18 protein-coding genes and 1 tRNA gene are annotated in these 17,092 nt (G+C 67.8%); 9 read left to right on the top strand and 10 right to left on the bottom strand.

The window, feature by feature from the left end; genetic code table 11:
• Positions 1 to 3 precede the first annotated feature (3 nt).
• The gene (locus P0Y33_RS13870) at positions 4 to 1,236 is read right to left on the bottom strand and encodes a DUF7094 domain-containing protein (protein ID WP_279527983.1); all 1,233 of its coding nucleotides are present in this window, start codon (positions 1,234 to 1,236) and stop codon (positions 4 to 6) included.
• Positions 1,237 to 1,356: 120 nt separating this feature from the next.
• On the opposite strand from P0Y33_RS13870, the gene P0Y33_RS13865 reads away from it, so the two are divergent.
• From P0Y33_RS13865 to P0Y33_RS13850, 4 genes are read left to right on the top strand one after another with little or no spacing between them, the layout of a single operon-like run.
• The gene (locus P0Y33_RS13865; protein WP_279527982.1) at positions 1,357 to 2,535 is read left to right on the top strand and encodes a helix-turn-helix transcriptional regulator; all 1,179 of its coding nucleotides are present in this window, start codon (positions 1,357 to 1,359) and stop codon (positions 2,533 to 2,535) included.
• A gap of 50 nt (positions 2,536 to 2,585) precedes the next feature.
• Positions 2,586 to 3,380 (top strand): electron transfer flavoprotein subunit beta/FixA family protein, encoded by a 795-nt coding sequence (locus P0Y33_RS13860; protein WP_279527981.1) that lies wholly within the window; start codon positions 2,586 to 2,588, stop codon positions 3,378 to 3,380.
• Positions 3,377 to 4,351, top strand: coding sequence for an electron transfer flavoprotein subunit alpha/FixB family protein (locus P0Y33_RS13855; RefSeq protein WP_279527980.1), 975 nt, complete (start codon positions 3,377 to 3,379; stop codon positions 4,349 to 4,351). Before P0Y33_RS13860 ends, P0Y33_RS13855 begins: the two co-directional genes overlap by 4 nt.
• Before the next feature lie 54 nt (positions 4,352 to 4,405).
• Positions 4,406 to 4,606, top strand: a complete 201-nt coding sequence (locus tag P0Y33_RS13850) for a hypothetical protein (protein WP_279527979.1) — start codon at positions 4,406 to 4,408, stop codon at positions 4,604 to 4,606.
• Here the strand turns inward: P0Y33_RS13850 and P0Y33_RS13845 are convergent, their stop codons facing one another.
• Positions 4,607 to 6,670, bottom strand: coding sequence for a DEAD/DEAH box helicase (locus P0Y33_RS13845; RefSeq protein WP_279527978.1), 2,064 nt, complete (start codon positions 6,668 to 6,670; stop codon positions 4,607 to 4,609).
• 93 nt (positions 6,671 to 6,763) lie between these two features.
• Positions 6,764 to 7,141, bottom strand: coding sequence for a cupin domain-containing protein (locus P0Y33_RS13840; RefSeq protein ID WP_279527977.1), 378 nt, complete (start codon positions 7,139 to 7,141; stop codon positions 6,764 to 6,766).
• A 92-nt stretch (positions 7,142 to 7,233) separates the two neighbouring features.
• Here P0Y33_RS13840 and P0Y33_RS13835 point away from each other — a divergent pair, with 92 nt between their 5' ends.
• Positions 7,234 to 8,388 (top strand): M50 family metallopeptidase, encoded by a 1,155-nt coding sequence (locus P0Y33_RS13835; RefSeq protein ID WP_279527976.1) that lies wholly within the window; start codon positions 7,234 to 7,236, stop codon positions 8,386 to 8,388.
• A 140-nt stretch (positions 8,389 to 8,528) separates the two neighbouring features.
• Here the strand turns inward: P0Y33_RS13835 and P0Y33_RS13830 are convergent.
• Positions 8,529 to 8,601 (bottom strand) — tRNA-His (locus P0Y33_RS13830).
• Positions 8,602 to 8,709: 108 nt separating this feature from the next.
• On the opposite strand from P0Y33_RS13830, the gene P0Y33_RS13825 reads away from it, so the two are divergent.
• A complete protein-coding gene (locus tag P0Y33_RS13825; RefSeq protein WP_279527975.1) occupies positions 8,710 to 9,165 on the top strand; it encodes a DUF5814 domain-containing protein in 456 nt (151 codons plus the stop codon).
• Between the two features lie 3 nt (positions 9,166 to 9,168).
• Here P0Y33_RS13825 and P0Y33_RS13820 read toward each other — a convergent pair whose 3' ends face one another.
• From P0Y33_RS13820 to P0Y33_RS13805, 4 genes are all read right to left on the bottom strand, one after another.
• A complete protein-coding gene (locus P0Y33_RS13820) occupies positions 9,169 to 9,576 on the bottom strand; it encodes a CopG family transcriptional regulator (protein ID WP_279527974.1) in 408 nt (135 codons plus the stop codon).
• Positions 9,577 to 9,706: 130 nt separating this feature from the next.
• Positions 9,707 to 10,318: an RPA family protein gene (locus P0Y33_RS13815; protein WP_279527973.1), complete on the bottom strand. Its 612-nt coding sequence runs from the start codon at positions 10,316 to 10,318 to the stop codon at positions 9,707 to 9,709.
• The gene (locus tag P0Y33_RS13810) at positions 10,319 to 11,257 is read right to left on the bottom strand and encodes a replication factor A (protein ID WP_279527972.1); all 939 of its coding nucleotides are present in this window, start codon (positions 11,255 to 11,257) and stop codon (positions 10,319 to 10,321) included. It lies immediately after the preceding gene.
• 92 nt (positions 11,258 to 11,349) lie between these two features.
• On the bottom strand, positions 11,350 to 11,991 hold the full coding sequence (locus P0Y33_RS13805) for a LysE family translocator (RefSeq protein WP_279527971.1): 642 nt from the start codon (positions 11,989 to 11,991) through the stop codon (positions 11,350 to 11,352).
• Positions 11,992 to 12,241: 250 nt separating this feature from the next.
• Between P0Y33_RS13805 and P0Y33_RS13800 the strand changes: the two genes are divergently transcribed.
• Both P0Y33_RS13800 and P0Y33_RS13795 read left to right on the top strand, forming a co-directional pair.
• Entirely contained in the window at positions 12,242 to 12,520 is a 279-nt protein-coding gene (locus P0Y33_RS13800; protein WP_279527970.1) for a DUF7091 family protein, read from the top strand.
• A 30-nt stretch (positions 12,521 to 12,550) separates the two neighbouring features.
• Positions 12,551 to 13,549 (top strand): mannose-1-phosphate guanylyltransferase, encoded by a 999-nt coding sequence (locus tag P0Y33_RS13795; protein ID WP_279527969.1) that lies wholly within the window; start codon positions 12,551 to 12,553, stop codon positions 13,547 to 13,549.
• Between the two features lie 10 nt (positions 13,550 to 13,559).
• Here P0Y33_RS13795 and P0Y33_RS13790 read toward each other — a convergent pair whose 3' ends face one another.
• Together P0Y33_RS13790 and P0Y33_RS13785 are read right to left on the bottom strand one after the other, a co-directional pair.
• Complete coding sequence (locus P0Y33_RS13790) at positions 13,560 to 14,351, bottom strand: SDR family oxidoreductase (protein WP_279527968.1); 792 nt, start codon at positions 14,349 to 14,351, stop codon at positions 13,560 to 13,562.
• Between the two features lie 54 nt (positions 14,352 to 14,405).
• Positions 14,406 to 14,882, bottom strand: a complete 477-nt coding sequence (locus P0Y33_RS13785) for a Tfx family DNA-binding protein (RefSeq protein ID WP_279527967.1) — start codon at positions 14,880 to 14,882, stop codon at positions 14,406 to 14,408.
• 136 nt (positions 14,883 to 15,018) lie between these two features.
• Between P0Y33_RS13785 and P0Y33_RS13780 the strand changes: the two genes are divergently transcribed.
• Positions 15,019 to 17,091 carry a hypothetical protein gene (locus tag P0Y33_RS13780; RefSeq protein ID WP_279527966.1) on the top strand — a complete coding sequence of 691 codons (2,073 nt, stop codon included), beginning with the start codon at positions 15,019 to 15,021 and terminating at the stop codon, positions 17,089 to 17,091.
• Position 17,092: the final 1 nt, after the last annotated feature.

The following is a 17,092-nucleotide window of genomic DNA, read 5'->3' as shown; positions in this document are numbered from 1 at the left end:
ACTTCAGGGTTCGGCCGCCGACGTCCGCGCTCCGAGACTCGCCGCGGGGTCGGTGGCCGAGACGGTGGTGTTGACGCGGACGCCGTCGACCTGTGCCGTGACGACGTACGTGCCGGCGGGACTGAGCGTCCAGAGGTGGCCGTCGGCACCCGTCCGACCGACCGTCTCGTTCGCCACCGTAATCTCGGCGTCGAGGGGCGCACCCGTCGCGTTCGTCACGTTGACGTAGAGCGGGCCGCCGGCGTACGTCCGGTCGACGGCGAGCGTGGTGTTGTTCGTCGTGACGGCGAAGTCGCGTTCGACCGGGAGCCGCGACAGTCGGAGCCGTTGTTCCTCGTGGAAGACCCCGCCGGTACTCCCGACGTAGCTCACGGTCCGGCCCTGTCTGTGGTGGATGTCGATCTGGTACGCGTAGGGCGAGAGGAGTTGTGCGTTCGCCCCGAAGTTGTCCGAGTTGTTCATCGCCCAGGGGTAGAGTTGCCGGGCGTAGTCGAGCATCGCGAGTCCGTCCGGGATACCCGGTTGCGACGGCACGAGGAAGGCCGGCCTGCTGGCCGCGCGGACGTACTCGCCGCCCGAGACCGTCGCCAGCGCGGTGCCGGATTCACCGACACCGGCGTAGACGCGCACGTCGGCCGCCCGACCGCGGACCCGCTCGGCGACGGACGACCGGACCGGACCGGTGAGGAGCACCAAGGACGCACGGATGCGGGCGGCCCGCCGTGTCACCGTCGGCTCCTCGGCCTGCCGACTCACGAACGTCGTGAGCGCGAGGAGGTCGGTCGCACGGGAGTGGACGGTGGCCAGTCGCGCCGCGTACTGCGTCGCAGTCAGCTCTCCGCGCCGGAACGCCTGCTTCGCCGTCTCGGCCTCGGCGCGAAGTGTCGCCGACCGGTCGTCGAGGCGGGCCGTGGCGTTCAGGAGGACCTGCTCGCGGACGCTCTCGTTCGGCGCGACCGCGAGTCGGCGTTCGAGCGTCCGGCGAGTGAGTTCACGGGTGACCGAACTCTGTTGCATCCGGAGGGTCCGCGTGACCGAGAGGTTGGGCGACCCGAACCCGGCGCGTTCGGTCTCGACGCCCAGGACGTTCGGCGTCTGGTCGTCGGGCGAGATGAGCGGACCGGGGGCCGAACTCTCGGCGGCGGTCCCGGTCGCCGCCAGCACCGACGGGCCGGCCGCCGCGACCACGAGCGAGAGGGTGAGGAGGGCGACGAGGAGGGGGCGGACACGGGGCATACGCCGACGTTTGCAGTCCCACCACTAAAAGCCTACACGACCGGCGTCCGACACGCGGCAGACACCGCGTTGAGGCGATGGAAAGGGTTTTGCCAGCAGGGACACCACCAAAAACTATCCATGCGGCACGCCCTGTCGGTGCTCGCCCTCGTCGCCCTCCTCGTCCTCTGTCCGGTCGGCACCGTCGTCGGGTCCACTGCGACCGGGAGTGTAACCGACGCCTCCACGTCGGCAGTGACGGCAGTCTCCGTCGAACGACCCGCGTCCCCCACCCTCACGATGTCCGTCCACCTCCGCTCCGACGGCGACGCCCGGTGGGAGGTGGTCGCCCGCTACCCGCTGAACGGCAGTTCCGAACGGAACGCCTTCGAGTCACTCGCGGCCGACTTCGAGGCGGGCCGGCTAGAGGACGGTCTCTCGGCGGACGTGTTCTACGCGGCCGCCGCGACGGCCGACGAACACGTCAACCGGTCGATGGCCATCGAGGACGTCTCCCGGACGGCACGGATCGTCGCGGGCGAGGGAGCGAACGCGACCGGGACCCTCCGCCTCTCGTTCACCTGGACGAACTTCGCGAACGTCTCCAACGGCGAACTCCTGGTCGGTGACGCCTTCGCCGGCGGGTGGTTCGGCGACCTCGGGGAGTCCCAGACGCTCCTCGTCTATCCGCCCGAGGGGTACACCGTCCAGACGGTGAGTCCCTCGACGCGCTTCCAGAACGGCGCCCTCCAGTGGCAAGGACCCCGCGAGTTCGAGACCGGTCCACAGATCACCCTCGCCGTCGGCGGCACCCCGCTCCCGCTAGTCCCGACCGTCGTGGCCGTCCTCGGGGCGCTCCTCCTCGGCGGTCTCGTCGTCTACTTCTGGTACGGACCGCGCCGGGAAAGTGAGGCGGAGGGCGAGGCCGGTGCCGAAGGAGCGGCCGGGACGGAACCGTCCGGTCCACCGGAAGCCACCTCGACGACGACCGAGGCAGAGACCGAAACCGGCACGGGCGAGTCGGAGAAATCGGCCGAGACCGGGGCTGAAACCGGGACTAGTACCGAGACCGAAGCCGAGACCGAGGGCGGTCCGGTCGACGAGGAACTCCTCAGTGACGAAGAGCGCGTCGAGCGACTCCTCGAAGAGCACGGCGGGCGGATGAAGCAGGCGAAGATCGTCGAAGAGACCCGTTGGTCGAACGCCAAGGTCTCCCAACTCCTCTCCTCGATGGCCGACGAGGGTCGCGTCGAGAAACTCCGTATCGGCCGCGAGAACCTCATCTCGCTGCCAGACGAGGGGTCCGAGGAAGAGGAATAGTACGACGGGTTCCGAAAAGGTTTACCAGCGGCGCACTCCACGAAACGATGATGAAGATTCTCGTCACTGTCAAGGAAGTCGCCGAAGTCGAGGACGACTTCGAGATTTCCGGCACGGAGATCGAGGAGACGTACCTCGAGTACGACCTCAACGAGTGGGACGACTACGCCATCGAGGAGGGTGTCTCTTACGCCGAAGAGCACGACGACGTCGAAGTCGTCACCGTCTCCATCGGTCCCGAGCGCTCCGAGGAGACCATCCGGATGGGTCTCGCGAAGGGCGCCGACCGCGCCATCCGCGTGTGGGACGACACGCTCGAGGAGGCCGACCTCCTCGACGTCGAGTCGAAGGCCGACATCCTCGCGGCCGTCGTCGAAGAGGAGGACCCCGACCTCGTCCTCTCGGGCGTCCAGGCCGCCGACGACGCGTTCGGCGGGACCGGCGTCGCGCTCGCCGACCAGGTCGGCTACGAGTGGGCCGCCGTCGTGAACGGACTCGACCTCGACGCCGACGCGGGCGTCGCCTCCGTCCACCGCGAACTCGAAGGCGGCGTCGAGGAACTCACCGACGTCGACCTCCCGGCCGTCCTCACCATCCAGACGGGGATCAACGAGCCACGCTACGCCTCCCTCCGCGGAATTCGGCAGGCGCAGTCGAAGGAACTCGACGTCCAGTCGCTCGACGACCTCGGTCTCGACGCGAGCGTCGCGGACAGCGACCTCGACGTGACGGACATGTACGAACCCGAGACCGAGAGCGAGGCCGAGTACATCGAGGGTGACGCAGGGGACCAGGCCGCCCGCCTTGCGGACGTCCTCCGTGAGAAGGGGGTGGTCGGCGAATGAGCGACGTTCTCGCCGTCGCCGAACACCGCCGCGGCGAACTCCGCGACGTCTCCTACGAACTCGTCACCGCGGGCCGCGAACTCGCCGACGCCACCGGCGGTGACCTCCACGTCGCCGTCGTCAGCGGCGACGTCGACGAGTACGCCGACTCGCTCAACCGCGAGGGCGTCGACACCGTCCACACCGTCGACTACGGCGAGGAGTTCAACCACGACGTGTACGCACAGGCGACCGAGGCGCTCTTCGCGGACCTCGACGCCGAGTTCCTCGTCGTGCCGAACTCCGTGAACGGACTCGACTACGCGCCCGCCGTCTCGAACGCCCTCGACCTGCCCTACGTCTCCGACGCGGTCGGTCTCGACTACGCCGACGGCGTCCTCGAGGCGACCCGCGAGATGTACGGTTCGAAGGTCGAGACCACCGTCGAGGTGGCCGAGGGTCCCTTCGCCGTCTCCATCCGGAGCGGCGAGTGGCCGGCCGCCGAGGGCGTCGGCGACGCCGACGTGCAGGCGTTCGACTTCACGCCCGACGAGGACGCCATCGGATCCACCGTCACGGGCTTCGAGGAGGTCGGCGGCGGCGACGTCGACATCTCCGAAGCCGAGTTCCTCGTCTCCATCGGCCGCGGTATCGAAGAAGAGGAGAACCTCGAACTCGTCGAGGCGCTCGTCGAGGCGACGGACGCGACCCTCTCCTCCTCGCGGCCCATCGTCGACAACGGTTGGCTCCCGAAGAACCGGCAGGTCGGCCAGTCCGGTAAGCAGGTCACTCCGAAGGTGTACCTGGCCATCGGCATCTCCGGCGCCGTCCAGCACGTCGCCGGCATGAAGGGTGCCGAGACCATCATCGCGGTCAACACCGACCCGAACGCACCCATCTTCGACATCGCCGACTACGGCGTCGTCGGTGACCTCTTCGACGTCGTCCCCGCGCTCATCGAGGAGTTCGGCGGCGAAGCGCCCGACCTGTAAGGGCGACCGGCAGCGACACCCGCTTTTTTCGGCGTCGCGTGCGTACACGTGTGTATGAGCGTAGACGAGTCGAGCGACGAGTGTACCTACTGCGGGAGCGACGTGACACGCCACGACCCAGTCTACGTCGCCGAAGACGCGGCGGACGGCGGCCGCGTCGACGTCGGACAGTTCTGCAACTACGCCTGTCTCGTCCAGTACGTCGAAGAAGAGGGGTTGACCGAGGGGGCCTGCTGTACCGTCGACCTCGGGTGACTAGAGGTCTTCTTCGTCGAGTTCGAGGTCCGCGACGATGTGGAACGGGTCCTTGCCCTTCCTGATTCCGTCGAGCATCAGGAAGGCCTCGTCGGGGTCGAGGAAGTGGGTGGTGACGACCTCGCCGAGGTCCGTCGGTTCGAACCCGTCGATGAAGTCGTACTCGAGGAGGCGGGCGATGGCCTGCTTCGTGGGCACCTCGCCGACCATCCGGTCGTTGAGGCGCTTCGCGGCGCGGCCACCGACCGTGACGTTCGCGAGCGTCTCCTCGATGGCGGCGGACTCGTCGTAAGTCATGACGACGTTCTCCATCTCGCCTTTGAGGAGTTTGAACGCGACTTCGTCCTCGGTCATCTCCATCGACCCGTGGTAGTGGGCGTCGGGTTCGACCAGCATGTACACCTTCCCGCGGTCGTGGTAGTCGGGGCGACCCGCCCGGCCGAGCATCTGCTCGAACTCCTGGACGGTGAGCCACTCGATCCCCATCGCGAGGGTGTCGAAGATGACCTGCGAGGCGGGGAAGTCGACCCCGGCCGCGAGCGCCGCGGTCGTGACGACGGCCGCGAGGTCCTGGTCGCCGAACTGGCGTTCGACCTTCTTGCGCTCGCCGTAGTCGAGACCCGCGTGGTAGGGCGCGGAGGCGTAGTCGAGTTTGCGCGAGATCTCGTGACAGCGCCGTCGCGAGTTGGTGAAGATGATGGTCTGACCCTTGTACCCCTTCGAGGACTCGCGGTCGAACTCCCGTCTGACCAGTTTGTTCTCGGTCTTCACCTTCTCCTGGCCGTCGGCGAAGGTGAGGTGGCGCTCGATGGGGACCGGGCGCTCCTCGAACTCGACGAGGTTCGCGCGGAGTCTCTGGGCGAGTTCACTGGGGTTGCCGACGGTCGCGGAGAGGTAGATCCACTGCGCGCCGTCGTAGTGGTCGCGTCGCTCCTCGCGTCGCTCGCAGTAGTGTTTGAGTCGCGAGATGAGACCGTCGAGGCGGTGGCCACGTTCCTCCTCCTGGAGGGTGTGGACCTCGTCGATGACGACCGAGCCGATGTCGCCGAGGTCTTTGCCCGTCCGGAGGGCGTGGTCGATGCCCTCGTAGGTGCCGACGATGACGTCCGCCGTCGGGTCGAAGCGCGCGCCGTCGTCGCGGATGCGCGAGGAACCGACCCGGATGGACACCTCGGCGAGGTGGCCGTACTCGTCCTCGAAGTCCTCGTGTTTCTGGTTCGCGAGCGCGACGAGTGGAACGAGGAAGAGCATCTTCCCCTTCCCGGAGAGCATCCGGTGGAGTCCCGCCATCTCGCCGACGAGCGTCTTCCCGGTCGCCGTCGCGGAGACGACGAGTTGGTCCTCGCCCTCCAGCAGTCCGTTCTCGACGGAGAGACTCTGGACCGGGAGGAGTTCCTCGAAGCGGTCGGTGAGCAGGTCCTTGAGGCCGGGGTGGAGGTCGAGGTCCTCGACGGCGATGTTGTCGATGTCGTCCGTGTTGGCCGAGACCTCGTCGAACTTCGTGAGGTCCGGGTCGAGGTTGCCCTTCAGGAGCCCCGTGATTCGCGAGAGGTCCTGCACTTCGAGCAGGAGGTCTTCGAGGCGGTCCTGCGCGGCGGCGGTGATGCCCTCCGTCTGGAAGGCCATCTCGCGTTCGAGTTCCCGCTTGGCGCAGTCGGGACAGATGGACTCGCCGTCGGCCTCGATGGCCGTCTCGTCGGTGATCGGCGAGTAGCGGCCCTTGTTCGCGCAGTAGCGACAGGTTCGGGCGACCTTCGCCTTCCCGGTGAGTTGGTAGCCGTCGAGGAGGTCACGGAGCTCTCGTTGGGAGGCGTTCGTGGTCTGCTGCGAGATGCGGATTCGGTCGGCGCGGCGGGCGATCTCGACGAACTCGTCGGGCCGCCGCGGCTCCTCGCTGGACCCGTCCTTGATACGGAACCGACCCGGGCGGGGACCCGCGTCCGTCTCCTTCAACTCCAGACGGGCACGGAACAACCGCTCGTCGTCGCGACGCGGGACGACGAGGTAGTCGTCACCGGTCTCGTGGACGAAGAGGGTGTCCACCCGCTGTACCTGCTGAGACACGTGTACTGATAGGGGATTCCGGTATTTCAGGCATTCGTTCCGTGCGAGAAACAAACACGGCGACTCCGGGCGCTCGGCCCGCGCCCCGGTCGCTCACTCCACGAGACGGATCTCGTCGTCCCCGTGTGGGACCGTGCAGAGGAACGCCCCCTGCTGGTCGCCCTCGTTCCGGTACCAGTGGACGGCGCCCGCCGGGACGAGGATGGAGTCGCCCGCGCGGACGGTGTACTCCTCGTCTTCCAGACCGACCACGTACTCGCCTTCGAGGACGTACTGGACGTGTTCGACCTCGTTCGTGTGCTCGGGGACCGCCGCCCCGGCGTCGAGGACGAACCGCCGCATCGCGAAGTTCGGTGCTCCGTGCTCTTCGCCGAGGAGGACGCCCTTCGACAGGCCCTCGGCAGCGTCGACATCCTCGTACGCGACGTCGTCGCCCCGGCGGACCGTCGGTTCTGGCTGTTGCTCGCTCATACGTGGAGCGTCGGCGTCGACCGACTAAATAGCTCGCCTCGCCGCCCGGGCGGCCACCGAACTTTAAGCGCTGCCCTCCCGAATCACGGACCATGCGTAGTTTCAAGGTCGGGAGTGCCTTCGGCATCCCCATCAAACTCGACCTGACGTTCTTGCTCATCCTCCCGGTGTTCGCCTGGCTCATCGGGTCGCAGGTCGAGCAGCTCGCACAGATGCTGAACACGACGTTCGGAGCGGGCCTCGACGTCGCGATGCTCACGGCCGGGTCGACGCCGTGGCTCCTCGGAGTCGCCGCGGCGGTGGGCCTGTTCACGGGCGTCGTCCTCCACGAACTCGGACACTCGGTCGTCGCCCAGCACTACGGCTTCCCCATCGAGTCGATCACGCTGTGGATCTTCGGCGGCGTCGCCAACCTCTCGGAGCAGCCCGAAGACTGGAAACAGGAGTTCTTCATCGCCGTCGCCGGACCCGTCGTGAGCGTCGTCCTCGGCGTCGTCTGCTGGGTGGCGCTCCAGGCGTTCCCTCCGTCGCTCGACCTCCTGCGCTTCGTCTTCGGCTACCTCGCGCTGATGAACGTCGTCCTCGCGGCGTTCAACCTCCTGCCGGGCTTCCCGATGGACGGCGGACGCGTCCTCCGCGCGCTCCTCGCCCGCAAGCGCTCGTTCGCCCGCGCGACGCAAATCGCCGCCGAGGTCGGGAAGGCGTTCGCCCTCCTGCTCGGGCTGGTGGGCCTGCTCGGGTGGAACCTCATCCTCATCGGTATCGCCTTCTTCATCTACATCGGCGCCTCCAGCGAGGCCCAGCAGACCGTGATGAAGGCCGCCTTCCAGGACGTCCAGGTCGCCGACGTCATGACGCCCGCCCAGGACGTGAAGACCGTCGACCCCGACACGAGCGTCGCCGAGTTGATGGAGCGGATGTTCCAGGAGCGCCACACCGGCTACCCGGTGATGGAGAACGGCCGACTGGTCGGCGTCGTCACGCTCGAAGACGCCCGGGACGTCCGCGAGGCCGAACGCGAGGCCTACACCGTCGAGGACGTCATGACTCGCGAGGTCCAGACCATCGACCCCGAGGAGAACGCGATGGATGCCCTGGAGAAGATGCAAGAACACGGCGTCGGTCGCCTCATCGTCACCGACGGCGACGGCGAACTCGTCGGTCTCCTCTCCCGAACCGACCTGATGACCGCGTTCAACGTCATCCAGACGAGCGGCCGGCAGGCGAAGATGCCGCGGACGGCCTGAACGCGGGCCGCACACCCTCTCTCGTTCGTCGACGTAGACGGTCGTCAGCGAAGGGCCGAACTCGAAAGGTGAGGAGAGTCTCGTGCGCGGAGGACGTACCGACGACTCCGCGGTCGTAGTTCCTGTCAGAAATCGGGAGGGTCCAGGTGCGAGAATTGAACCCGCGTCTCAGCCTCCACAAGGCTGAAGGATAGTCCACTACCCCAACCCGGACACGCATTCTCAGGTAGTGGCCTGACGCTAAAATACATTACGACTCGCCGCCGGGTACGGCAGACGACGACACGCTTTTCCGCGTTTCGTCCCTATCTCCACCCAACAGTGGCCATCACGGACAAGATCTACGTCAAGAACCACCGGCAACTCGCCTCCCAGATGGAGGCGAACTTCCCGAAGAGCGCGTTCAGTGGCGCGACCCTCGACATCCTCTTCGGCGGCGGCAACCTCGACCAACTGAACGAGGCGTCCCGCGAGCGGGTTCTCGACTTCACCAAGGACTTCCTCGACTGCGACTGCCAGCAGAACCCCTTCTGTGGCCACCCCGAGGAGAAGTTCATCGACTACCTCCTCGACCTCCGCGCCCAGGGACTGGACCCGGAGAGCATCGTCAGCGTGATGACCGACGACTACATGCTGTACGCCTACCCCGGCGACATCTACTCGTTCCTCGACGACTCGGTCCGGACGCTCGAAGCTATCGAAGAACTCGCCGCCGTCGACGGCAACCGCGAGATGGAAGAAGAGGCCCACGAGCGCCGCCGCCAACTCTCGGGGTAGCGGCTACCCGAGACGGAACGGTTCGTCTTCGGTCCCGTGGTCGAGGTCGTCGAGGTGGACGACGTCCTCGACGTCGTCCTCGCCCTCCAGTTTCGACTGGAGGCGTGAGATGTACTCTTTGTGTTCCTGGAGTTGTTCGCGGAGGTGGTCGGCTTCGAGTTCGAGGCGTTCGTGCTCGCGGACGAAGCTCTTGGGCACCTCGACCTTCGGCGGGAACTCCTCGGTGCTCCCCTCGGCGTCGACCTCGTCCTCCGGGACGACGCGCACCTTGCCGTCGTGGGCGACGAGCGAGTCGACGTAGTCGCGGAACACCGCCGACAGCGAGAGGTCCCGCTCCTCGGCGATGTCGCGGAGGGCGTCGAACGTGTCCTCGTTCACGCGGAAGGAGATGGTCTTGTTCTTGTTCCCCATCGTTCTTCCGCGAAAATACCCGGTGTAGCGACTTAAGGTTTTGTCAGACGACGACTCGCGTCGTGCAGAAACGGGGAATACGGCGTGTGACGACGCCGTCGGCGGGTGGACGAGTGAGTGCGTCGTGCGGTTACGCCGCTTCGGGCGACTCCGCACCCGCACTCTCGGTCTCGTCGAGGCTCTCCAGCGCCTCGATGACCGCGTCGCGGTAGCGCTCGACCGGCAGGTCGTACTCCTGGCGGGCGCGCTGGGCGTACTCGTTGCCCTCTTCGTCGAAGTCCTCGATGCGTTCGAGGGTACGCTCGGCCGTCTCGACGACCCAGCGGTCGCGCGTCTCGGCGTCGGCCACGGTGATGGACTCGGGGCGGACGGAGACGTTCACGTCACCCTCCTCGGTCTCGTAGGTCCGGGGTTTGCCGACGATGGCGACGTAACTCGGCGTGTCGAGTTCGCGGAGCGCCGCGGCGGCGTCGGGTTGGTACTGCCCGGCGTAGACGAAGAACGTCCCGGTCGGGTCGACGACCCGGCCGCGCCAGTACTCGGAGTCCTCGCCGACGTCCTCGGTCTCCGTGAGGGTGCCGACGATGAAGACGCGGTTGGCCTTCTCGCCCGTCGGCAGGAGACTGTAGAGTGGCGCGCGCTCGTCGTCCGATTCCTTGAACGTGAAGGTCGCGTCGTTGAACTCCGTCGCGAAGACGCGGCGGGCGACCTCTCGGCTGGGGGTGGATTGGCTCTGGCTCATTTAGATCGACCTCGCCTTGATGAGGACGGCGTCTGCATCGACCGGTTCGTCGAGTTTCTCGGTCTCGTTGGCGAGAACGTACCGACCGAGGGTCGGCCCGCGCACGCGGTAGTAGTTCCCGAGGACGTCCTCGCGCATCTCGTCGGCGACGACGGTGGTGTCGAGGGCGTCCATGGCCATCTGCTTGGCCTCGTCGAGGGTGATGCCGGTGAGGTCTTCGGTGGCCTCCTGGTCGAAGATGACCTCGTGGACGTCCTGCCCGTCGTCGAGGACGCCCTTGATGCGGAGGTCGAACTCGCCTTCGACCTCGCCGTGTTCGCTACAGCGGCCGTTCTGGAGGACGCGCGTGCAGTTCTCCTCGGGGCAGCGCTTGATAAGTCCGCTGCCGGACTGCATGTCGACGAGCGCGCCGTCGACTTCGATGGCGTCGTCGCCGACCTCGATGTCCTCGTCGAGTTCCTCGATGGTGGTCGTGCGATTGAGCTTCACCGAGAAGCGGCCCTCGTACTCGTCGGTGACGAGGTTGCCGAAGTGGTAGACCGCCCCCTCTTCGAGTTCGGGGAGGTCGGACTTCGCCCACTTGGTGAACTTGATGGTGCCGGACTCGTCGCCGAGCAGGCCGACCTGTCCGACGGCGTCGCTGCGGGGTTCCCAGAGGTCGACGACCTTCGCGGTCATGTCGACCCACTGTTCGGCCTCGTCCACGTCCGCGGCCTGAACTTCGGGGTTGCCGCCGCTCCCGCCCCCGCCGAGGTCCTCGCGGTCGAGACCCGCCTCGTCGAGGTAGTGGTTCTGGACGCTGCGGCGTGCCTCGTCGAGGGGGACCTTGTAGTCCGTGACGAGTCGCTCTAGTCTGTCCTGTACGTCCTCGACGTCGACGTCGAGGTGGTCCGAAAATTGCTCGTGTATCTCGCGAGCGGTGGTTTCGATATCGCTCATGGGTGTTCGTGTCTCCGCGTGTGTTTCGGTGGGAGACGCTGTGAGTTAGGGCGGGATTGCTTATAAATTCTCTCGTCGAAGCCCTCGGGCGATCAGTGGCTCGTCCCGGCGCCCGCTACGACCAGCACGCCGAGTCCGACGACGGCCACCCCCGAGACGTACCGGAGCGCGCGGGTGGCCCGCGGCGACTCGAACACCGACCGGACGCGTCCGGCAAGCGTTCCGACGGCGCCGAGGTAGACGGCGGCCAGGACGGCGTAGGTGACGCCCAGGAAGGCGAGTCGCGGCGCGCCGCCGTCGCCGGCGAACCCCGGCAGGAACGCGAGGAAGAAGATGGCCACCTTCGGGTTGAGGAGGTTGACCGTCGCCCCCTGCCGGAAGGGCGTGCCCGCGGCGTCGCCGTCGGCGGCGTCTGCGGGGTCGACCTCGATACCGCCGCCGGCACCCCGGAGCGTCTGGACCCCGAGGTAGCAGAGGTAGGCCGCGCCCGCGTACTGCAGGAGAGTGAACGCCGTGGGCGACGCCCGGAGGAGGGCGGCGAGACCGAGCGAGACGGCGAGGGTGTGACCGAGCACCCCCGTCGCGACGCCGAGGCCCGCGGACGCGCCGGCGCGCCGACCACCGCCCGCGCCCTGCGCGAGCACGAACACCGTGTCCGGTCCGGGCGTGAGAATCAGCGCCACCGCCGCGGCGACGTAGACGGCGTACACGTCGAGCGGCGGGACGACCGACATATCCACAGGGAGTCGACGCGCCGAGGTAACGGTGACGGTCGCGCCATATCTCAGTTGTCGGGCGCATATCACCACAACGCGGCGAATAACTCAGCTATCGGGCGCATATCTCCACAACGTCGGCCATACCTCAGTTATCGGCTGCATATCTCAGAAGTGACGACTCGACCGGTCGCCGTAGGGTGAGGAGTCGACGGGAATTACCGAGAGTGCCACAGGTCTATTAGGACGAGTGACCAACCCACGGACAGTGACCGACGACGACTCGACGTTCGCCGAACTCCTGCGGCGGGCGGCCCGACGCGCCGGCCGGCAGGTCGGCGAGGCCGCGAGCGCCTACCGCGAGGGGCAGACGGCCGCCTCGCTCCCCACAGACGACGAGGGGCGGGTCCGCCTCGTCTGTCGGCGCCACGCCGAGAAGCGGGCCGTCCCACTCGACGACGGCGTCCCCGTGTGCTTCGACCCGGACCATCCCGCCTGCCAGGGGTGCGCCGAGGACGTCCGCGAGGGGCGCGTCGAGACGTGGTGAACTAAGGCCCGTCCGTCCGCCAGACCGGACATGCACACCGTCGCACTCCTCCTCGCCGGCGGGACCGGCACCCGCCTCTACCCCGCGAGTCGCTCCCACCGGCCCAAACAGTTCCAGTCCTTCCTCGACGACGAAGGGCGCTCGCTCCTCCGGCAGGCCGCCGACCGCGCCGCCGTCGCCGACGACCTGTACGTCGTCACCCGTGAGGCCTACGCCGAGGACGTCCGCGAACACGTCCCCGAGGCCGCCGTGCTCACCGAACCCGCGGGGAAGGACACCGGGCCGGCGCTCGTCTACGCCGCCCACCGAATCCGCGAGCAGGTCGGCGACTGCACCATCCTGAACCTCCCGAGCGACCACCGCGTCGCCGGCGACTTCGCGACCACCGCCCGACAGGCCCTCCGCGTCGCCCACGAGACCGGCCGCCTCGTGACCATCGGCGTCGAACCCGACCGCCCGGCCACGGGGTACGGTTACGTCGAACCGGGCGCGACCCACGTCGAGTGGGCCGAACTCGCCGCCTTCCACGAGAAACCCGACGAGGAGACGGCGCGGGAGTACGTCGCGGCGGGCCACCTCTGGAACGCCGGTATGTTCGCGTGGACGCCCGACGCACTCCTCGACGAGGCACGGGACTCACCGCTCGAACCGGTCGTCGCGGCCTGCGAGGACGGCGCTCCCGAACGGGGCTTCCGCGAAGTCGACTCCCTCAGCATCGACTACGCGGTGATGGAGCGTACCGACCACGCGGCCGTCGTCCCGGCCGATTTCGAGTGGAGCGACCTCGGGTCGTGGGACGCCTTCGCTCGCCTCTCCGACGGGGAGAACACGACCGTCGGCGACGTCGAGACGCTCGAAATCGACGCGTCGGGGAACGTCCTCGCGGGCGACGCGGGCCACGTCTCCGTCGTGGGCGTCGACGACCTCGTGGTCGCGTCCTACGACGACCGGGTACTCGCCGCGCCCGTCGAGGAGGCCCAGCGTGTCCGTGAGGTCGTCGCGGAGTTACGCGAAGAAGGGAAGTTCTGACGTCGGAGAGTTATCCGTGGAGGCGGCCGCCGTCGACGGGGAGCGAGACGCCGTTGACGAAGCCAGCGCGCTCGCTCGTGAGGAAGGCGACGGTGTCGCCGAGTTCCTGCGGGTCGCCGATGCGGTCCATCGGGATGTCCGCGGCCCAGTCCTGGAGACCCTCCTCGTAGTCTTCGTACTCGCCGCGTTCGAGGCTCTGCTCGATGAGGTCGGAGACGCGGGGCGTCTCGTGGGCACCGGGGAGGACGGCGTTCGCGCGCACGTCGGGCGCCCACTCGCGGGCGACCGTCTTCACGAAGCCGATGACCGCCCGGCGCACCGAGTTCGAGAGGACGAGACCCTCGATGGGTTCGGCGACGCTGGTGGAGGTGATGCAGGTGATGGTGCCGGCGTCGCTGTCGGCGAGGTGGGGGTAGGCCGCCCGCGCCGCGCGGACGACACTCATGACGAGCAGGTCGTAGGACTCGTACCACTCCTCTTCGGGGGTGTCGAGGACCGGGCCGCTGGGCGGGCCGCCGGCGGAAGTGACGAGGTGGTCGAGTCCGCCGTAGGCCTCGACGGTGGCCTCGACGAGCGCGACGACGTCGTCGTGGTCGGTGATGTCCGCCTCGATGGGCATGACTTCGGCGCCCTCCGCGGCTTCCTCGCGGATATCTTCGGCCGCGGCTTCGATGCGTTCGCGCGAACGGCTACACACCACGACGTTGGCGCCCTCTCGTGCGAGGGCTTCCGCGCTCGCCTTGCCGAGGCCGCTCGAACTCGCCGTCACGATCGCCGTCTCGCCTTCGAGTTGCAGGTCCATGCGCGGTGGATGGATGTGGGAGTACATCAAACCTCGCGACCCGGAAGTCGAGGCTCACTCCGTCGTCCCGATGCGGACGCGGAGTCGACCGTCGCTGGTGACGCCGACCAGCAGGTCGCGGCGGACCTCCCGGCCGTCGACGGCGTCGCCCGCGGCGTCGCTGACGTGCTTCATCAGGTCGGGGGCAGAGAAGGGGACCTTGACGCCGGACTCGTCGCACGCCTCGTAGACGAGGTCGGGGACGTCGTAGAGGTCGGTCCCGCGCGACACTTCGACCCGGACCGGCGCCTGGAGGGCGTCGGCGAACGCGACGGTCTCGCGGGCCTTCGAGACGTTCTCGCGGGCACTCGACTCGACCTTGGAGACGTTCGCACGGGACGTTCCGAGTCGCTCGGCGATGTCGGCTTGCGCGACGCCGCGCTCCCGGAGCGCGAGTACCTGCGCCTGCCGACGGGTGAGGACGTTCGTCGACGCGTCGAACCCGGTCCGGTCGAGGAGTTCGTCCGGGTCGGGGACCTGCTCGTCGGCCATACCGTCCCTTCGTTCCAGAGGGGCAAAACCCCCGCGGAGCCCCGCTGGACGGGCGGCGAGAAAACCCTTATACGTCCGTTCGACCTTCTGAGAAGCACACTGTGGGCGCGTCGTCGGCCCGTCTCCCACCGCCACCATGATCGACTGTACCGCACTCGACTCCGGAATCCGGGTTTACGACGGCATCGAGAACGTGTCGTACGAAGTCGGGACGTCGCCACTCGACGCCGTCGAGGACGCGAGTACGGACGTCTTCCGGGTGCCGGTCACGGAGGCCTACGCCTTCGAGACGACACACCTCGGGGTCCCCCAGCACCTCGGCGTCTACGTCCGCGAGGGGACCGACATCGTCCTCGACGCCGTCGACGCCGGTGATTCGGTCCCGACGGGCGAGTACGTCGTGGAGTTCTCGACCGCCCCGATCAAACTCTACTTCCACGTCGAGGGCGTGGGTGTCTCCGTCGACCACGGCGGTCGGTGTACCACGGTCGACTTCGGCGGTCGGACCCGCGTCGTCATGGGCGTCCGCTCGCACCACCACCACCCCGCCGGAACCGTGACCACGACCGACGAGCCACGCGACCTGATGCGCGCCGTCTCGACGTTCGGGTCCGCGCTGAAGACGCTCAGCCCCGAGCGCTCGCTCCCGACGCTCCGCGGCCACCCCCCACACGTCGAACGTGGTGACGCCTTCGACGCCCCCGAGCACCTCCAGCGTCGCGACGCCGACGTCCGCCTCGAAGTCCCACCCGACCGCGCGTCGGTGTACACGGTCGCGACGCTCGCCTACTACCTCGGCGCCGAAGTCGTCCCCGGGCCGTCGCGCCTCGTCGCCGACGGCGTCGCGTTCCCCCTCGACGACCTCCAGTCCGACGCCCAGTCGATTCTGAAACACTGCTTCACGCTCGACTGCCTGGTCCGGACGGAGGGACTCTACCGTGTCCCACTCGCCGAGCGCGAGACGTTCGAGGACCGCGTCGACGTCGACCTCCGCGACCTGTACGACCTCGACCTCGGCGCCCGGACCGCGGCCTACATGGAGATTCCCCGGAGCACGACCGACGACCTCCTGAAGTGGCACCTCACGACCGACGTCGACCCCGACCCCGAGAACGCCGTGGTGCTCCCCTTCGTCGCACACGACCTCTCCTACATCCGGAGTCCGGCGCCGACCAAGACTGTCGACGCCGTCTCCCCCGAACCGGACGGACTCTCGGCGTTCTTCCGGACCGACGGGAGCGCCACACAGGACGGTGTCCAGTCGTTCCTCCGCTCGGCGAACGCCTCGCCGTCGCCCGACGAACGAGTCGTCTCCCCCGTCGAGACGGACACCGTCGGCCACGCCTGGGTCGCGCGGAATTACCCGATGGGCGCCTCCAAGCCCACGCTCGACTCCTACCGGCGTCGTCTCGACCGGACGCTGAAGTCGGACGTGACCATCGACATCCACGTCATCTGCAACGACGCGGAGATGCGCGAGGAGAGCGAGAACCTCTACGGCTTCCGCGACCTGCTGGAGTTCGACGTCGAGACGAGTTTCGACCTGTCGACCGACGAACTCCGGGACGCCCTCGAACGCGACACCGACTTCCTCCACTTCATCGGCCACGTCAGCGAGGAGGGGATGCAGTGCTCCGACGGCCACCTCGACCTCCACACCCTCGACGAGACGGGGGTCGACGCGTTCATCCTCAACGGCTGTACCTCCTACGAACAGGGGATGCAACTCGTCGAGTCGGGCGCACTCGGCGGCGTCGTCACGCTCGAAGACGTGTACAACACCGTCGCGACGACCGTCGGCCGCTCGCTGGCGCGCCTCCTCGACAACGGTTTCGACCTCCACGGCGCACTCAGCGTCGCGACTGACAGCGTCATCACGGGCCAGCGCTACACCATCGTCGGGAACGCGGGCGTCTCGCTGTGCCAGACAAGCAACGGGATTCCCATGGTCGGCGTCGTCGATACGTCACCGCCCGGCGACACCTTCCACCTCGAGATTCACGCCTACCCGACGCGGAAGTACACCCTCGGGTCGTTCGGCACGCTCTACTTCACCGAAGACACGACGCGACACCTCTACAGCGGGACGGTCGACGAGTTCGAGTTCACGCGAGAAGAACTGCAGTCGGCACTGGGTCGGCGGCGCTCACCACTGCTGGTCGACGGCGAACTGTGCTGGACGGACGAAGTCGACTTCGAACGCCTCTGAA

It is taken from the genome of Halospeciosus flavus, assembly GCF_029814175.1.
Lineage (GTDB): Archaea > Halobacteriota > Halobacteria > Halobacteriales > Halobacteriaceae > Halospeciosus > Halospeciosus flavus.
This window is presented reverse-complemented; position numbering and strand designations above follow the sequence as displayed.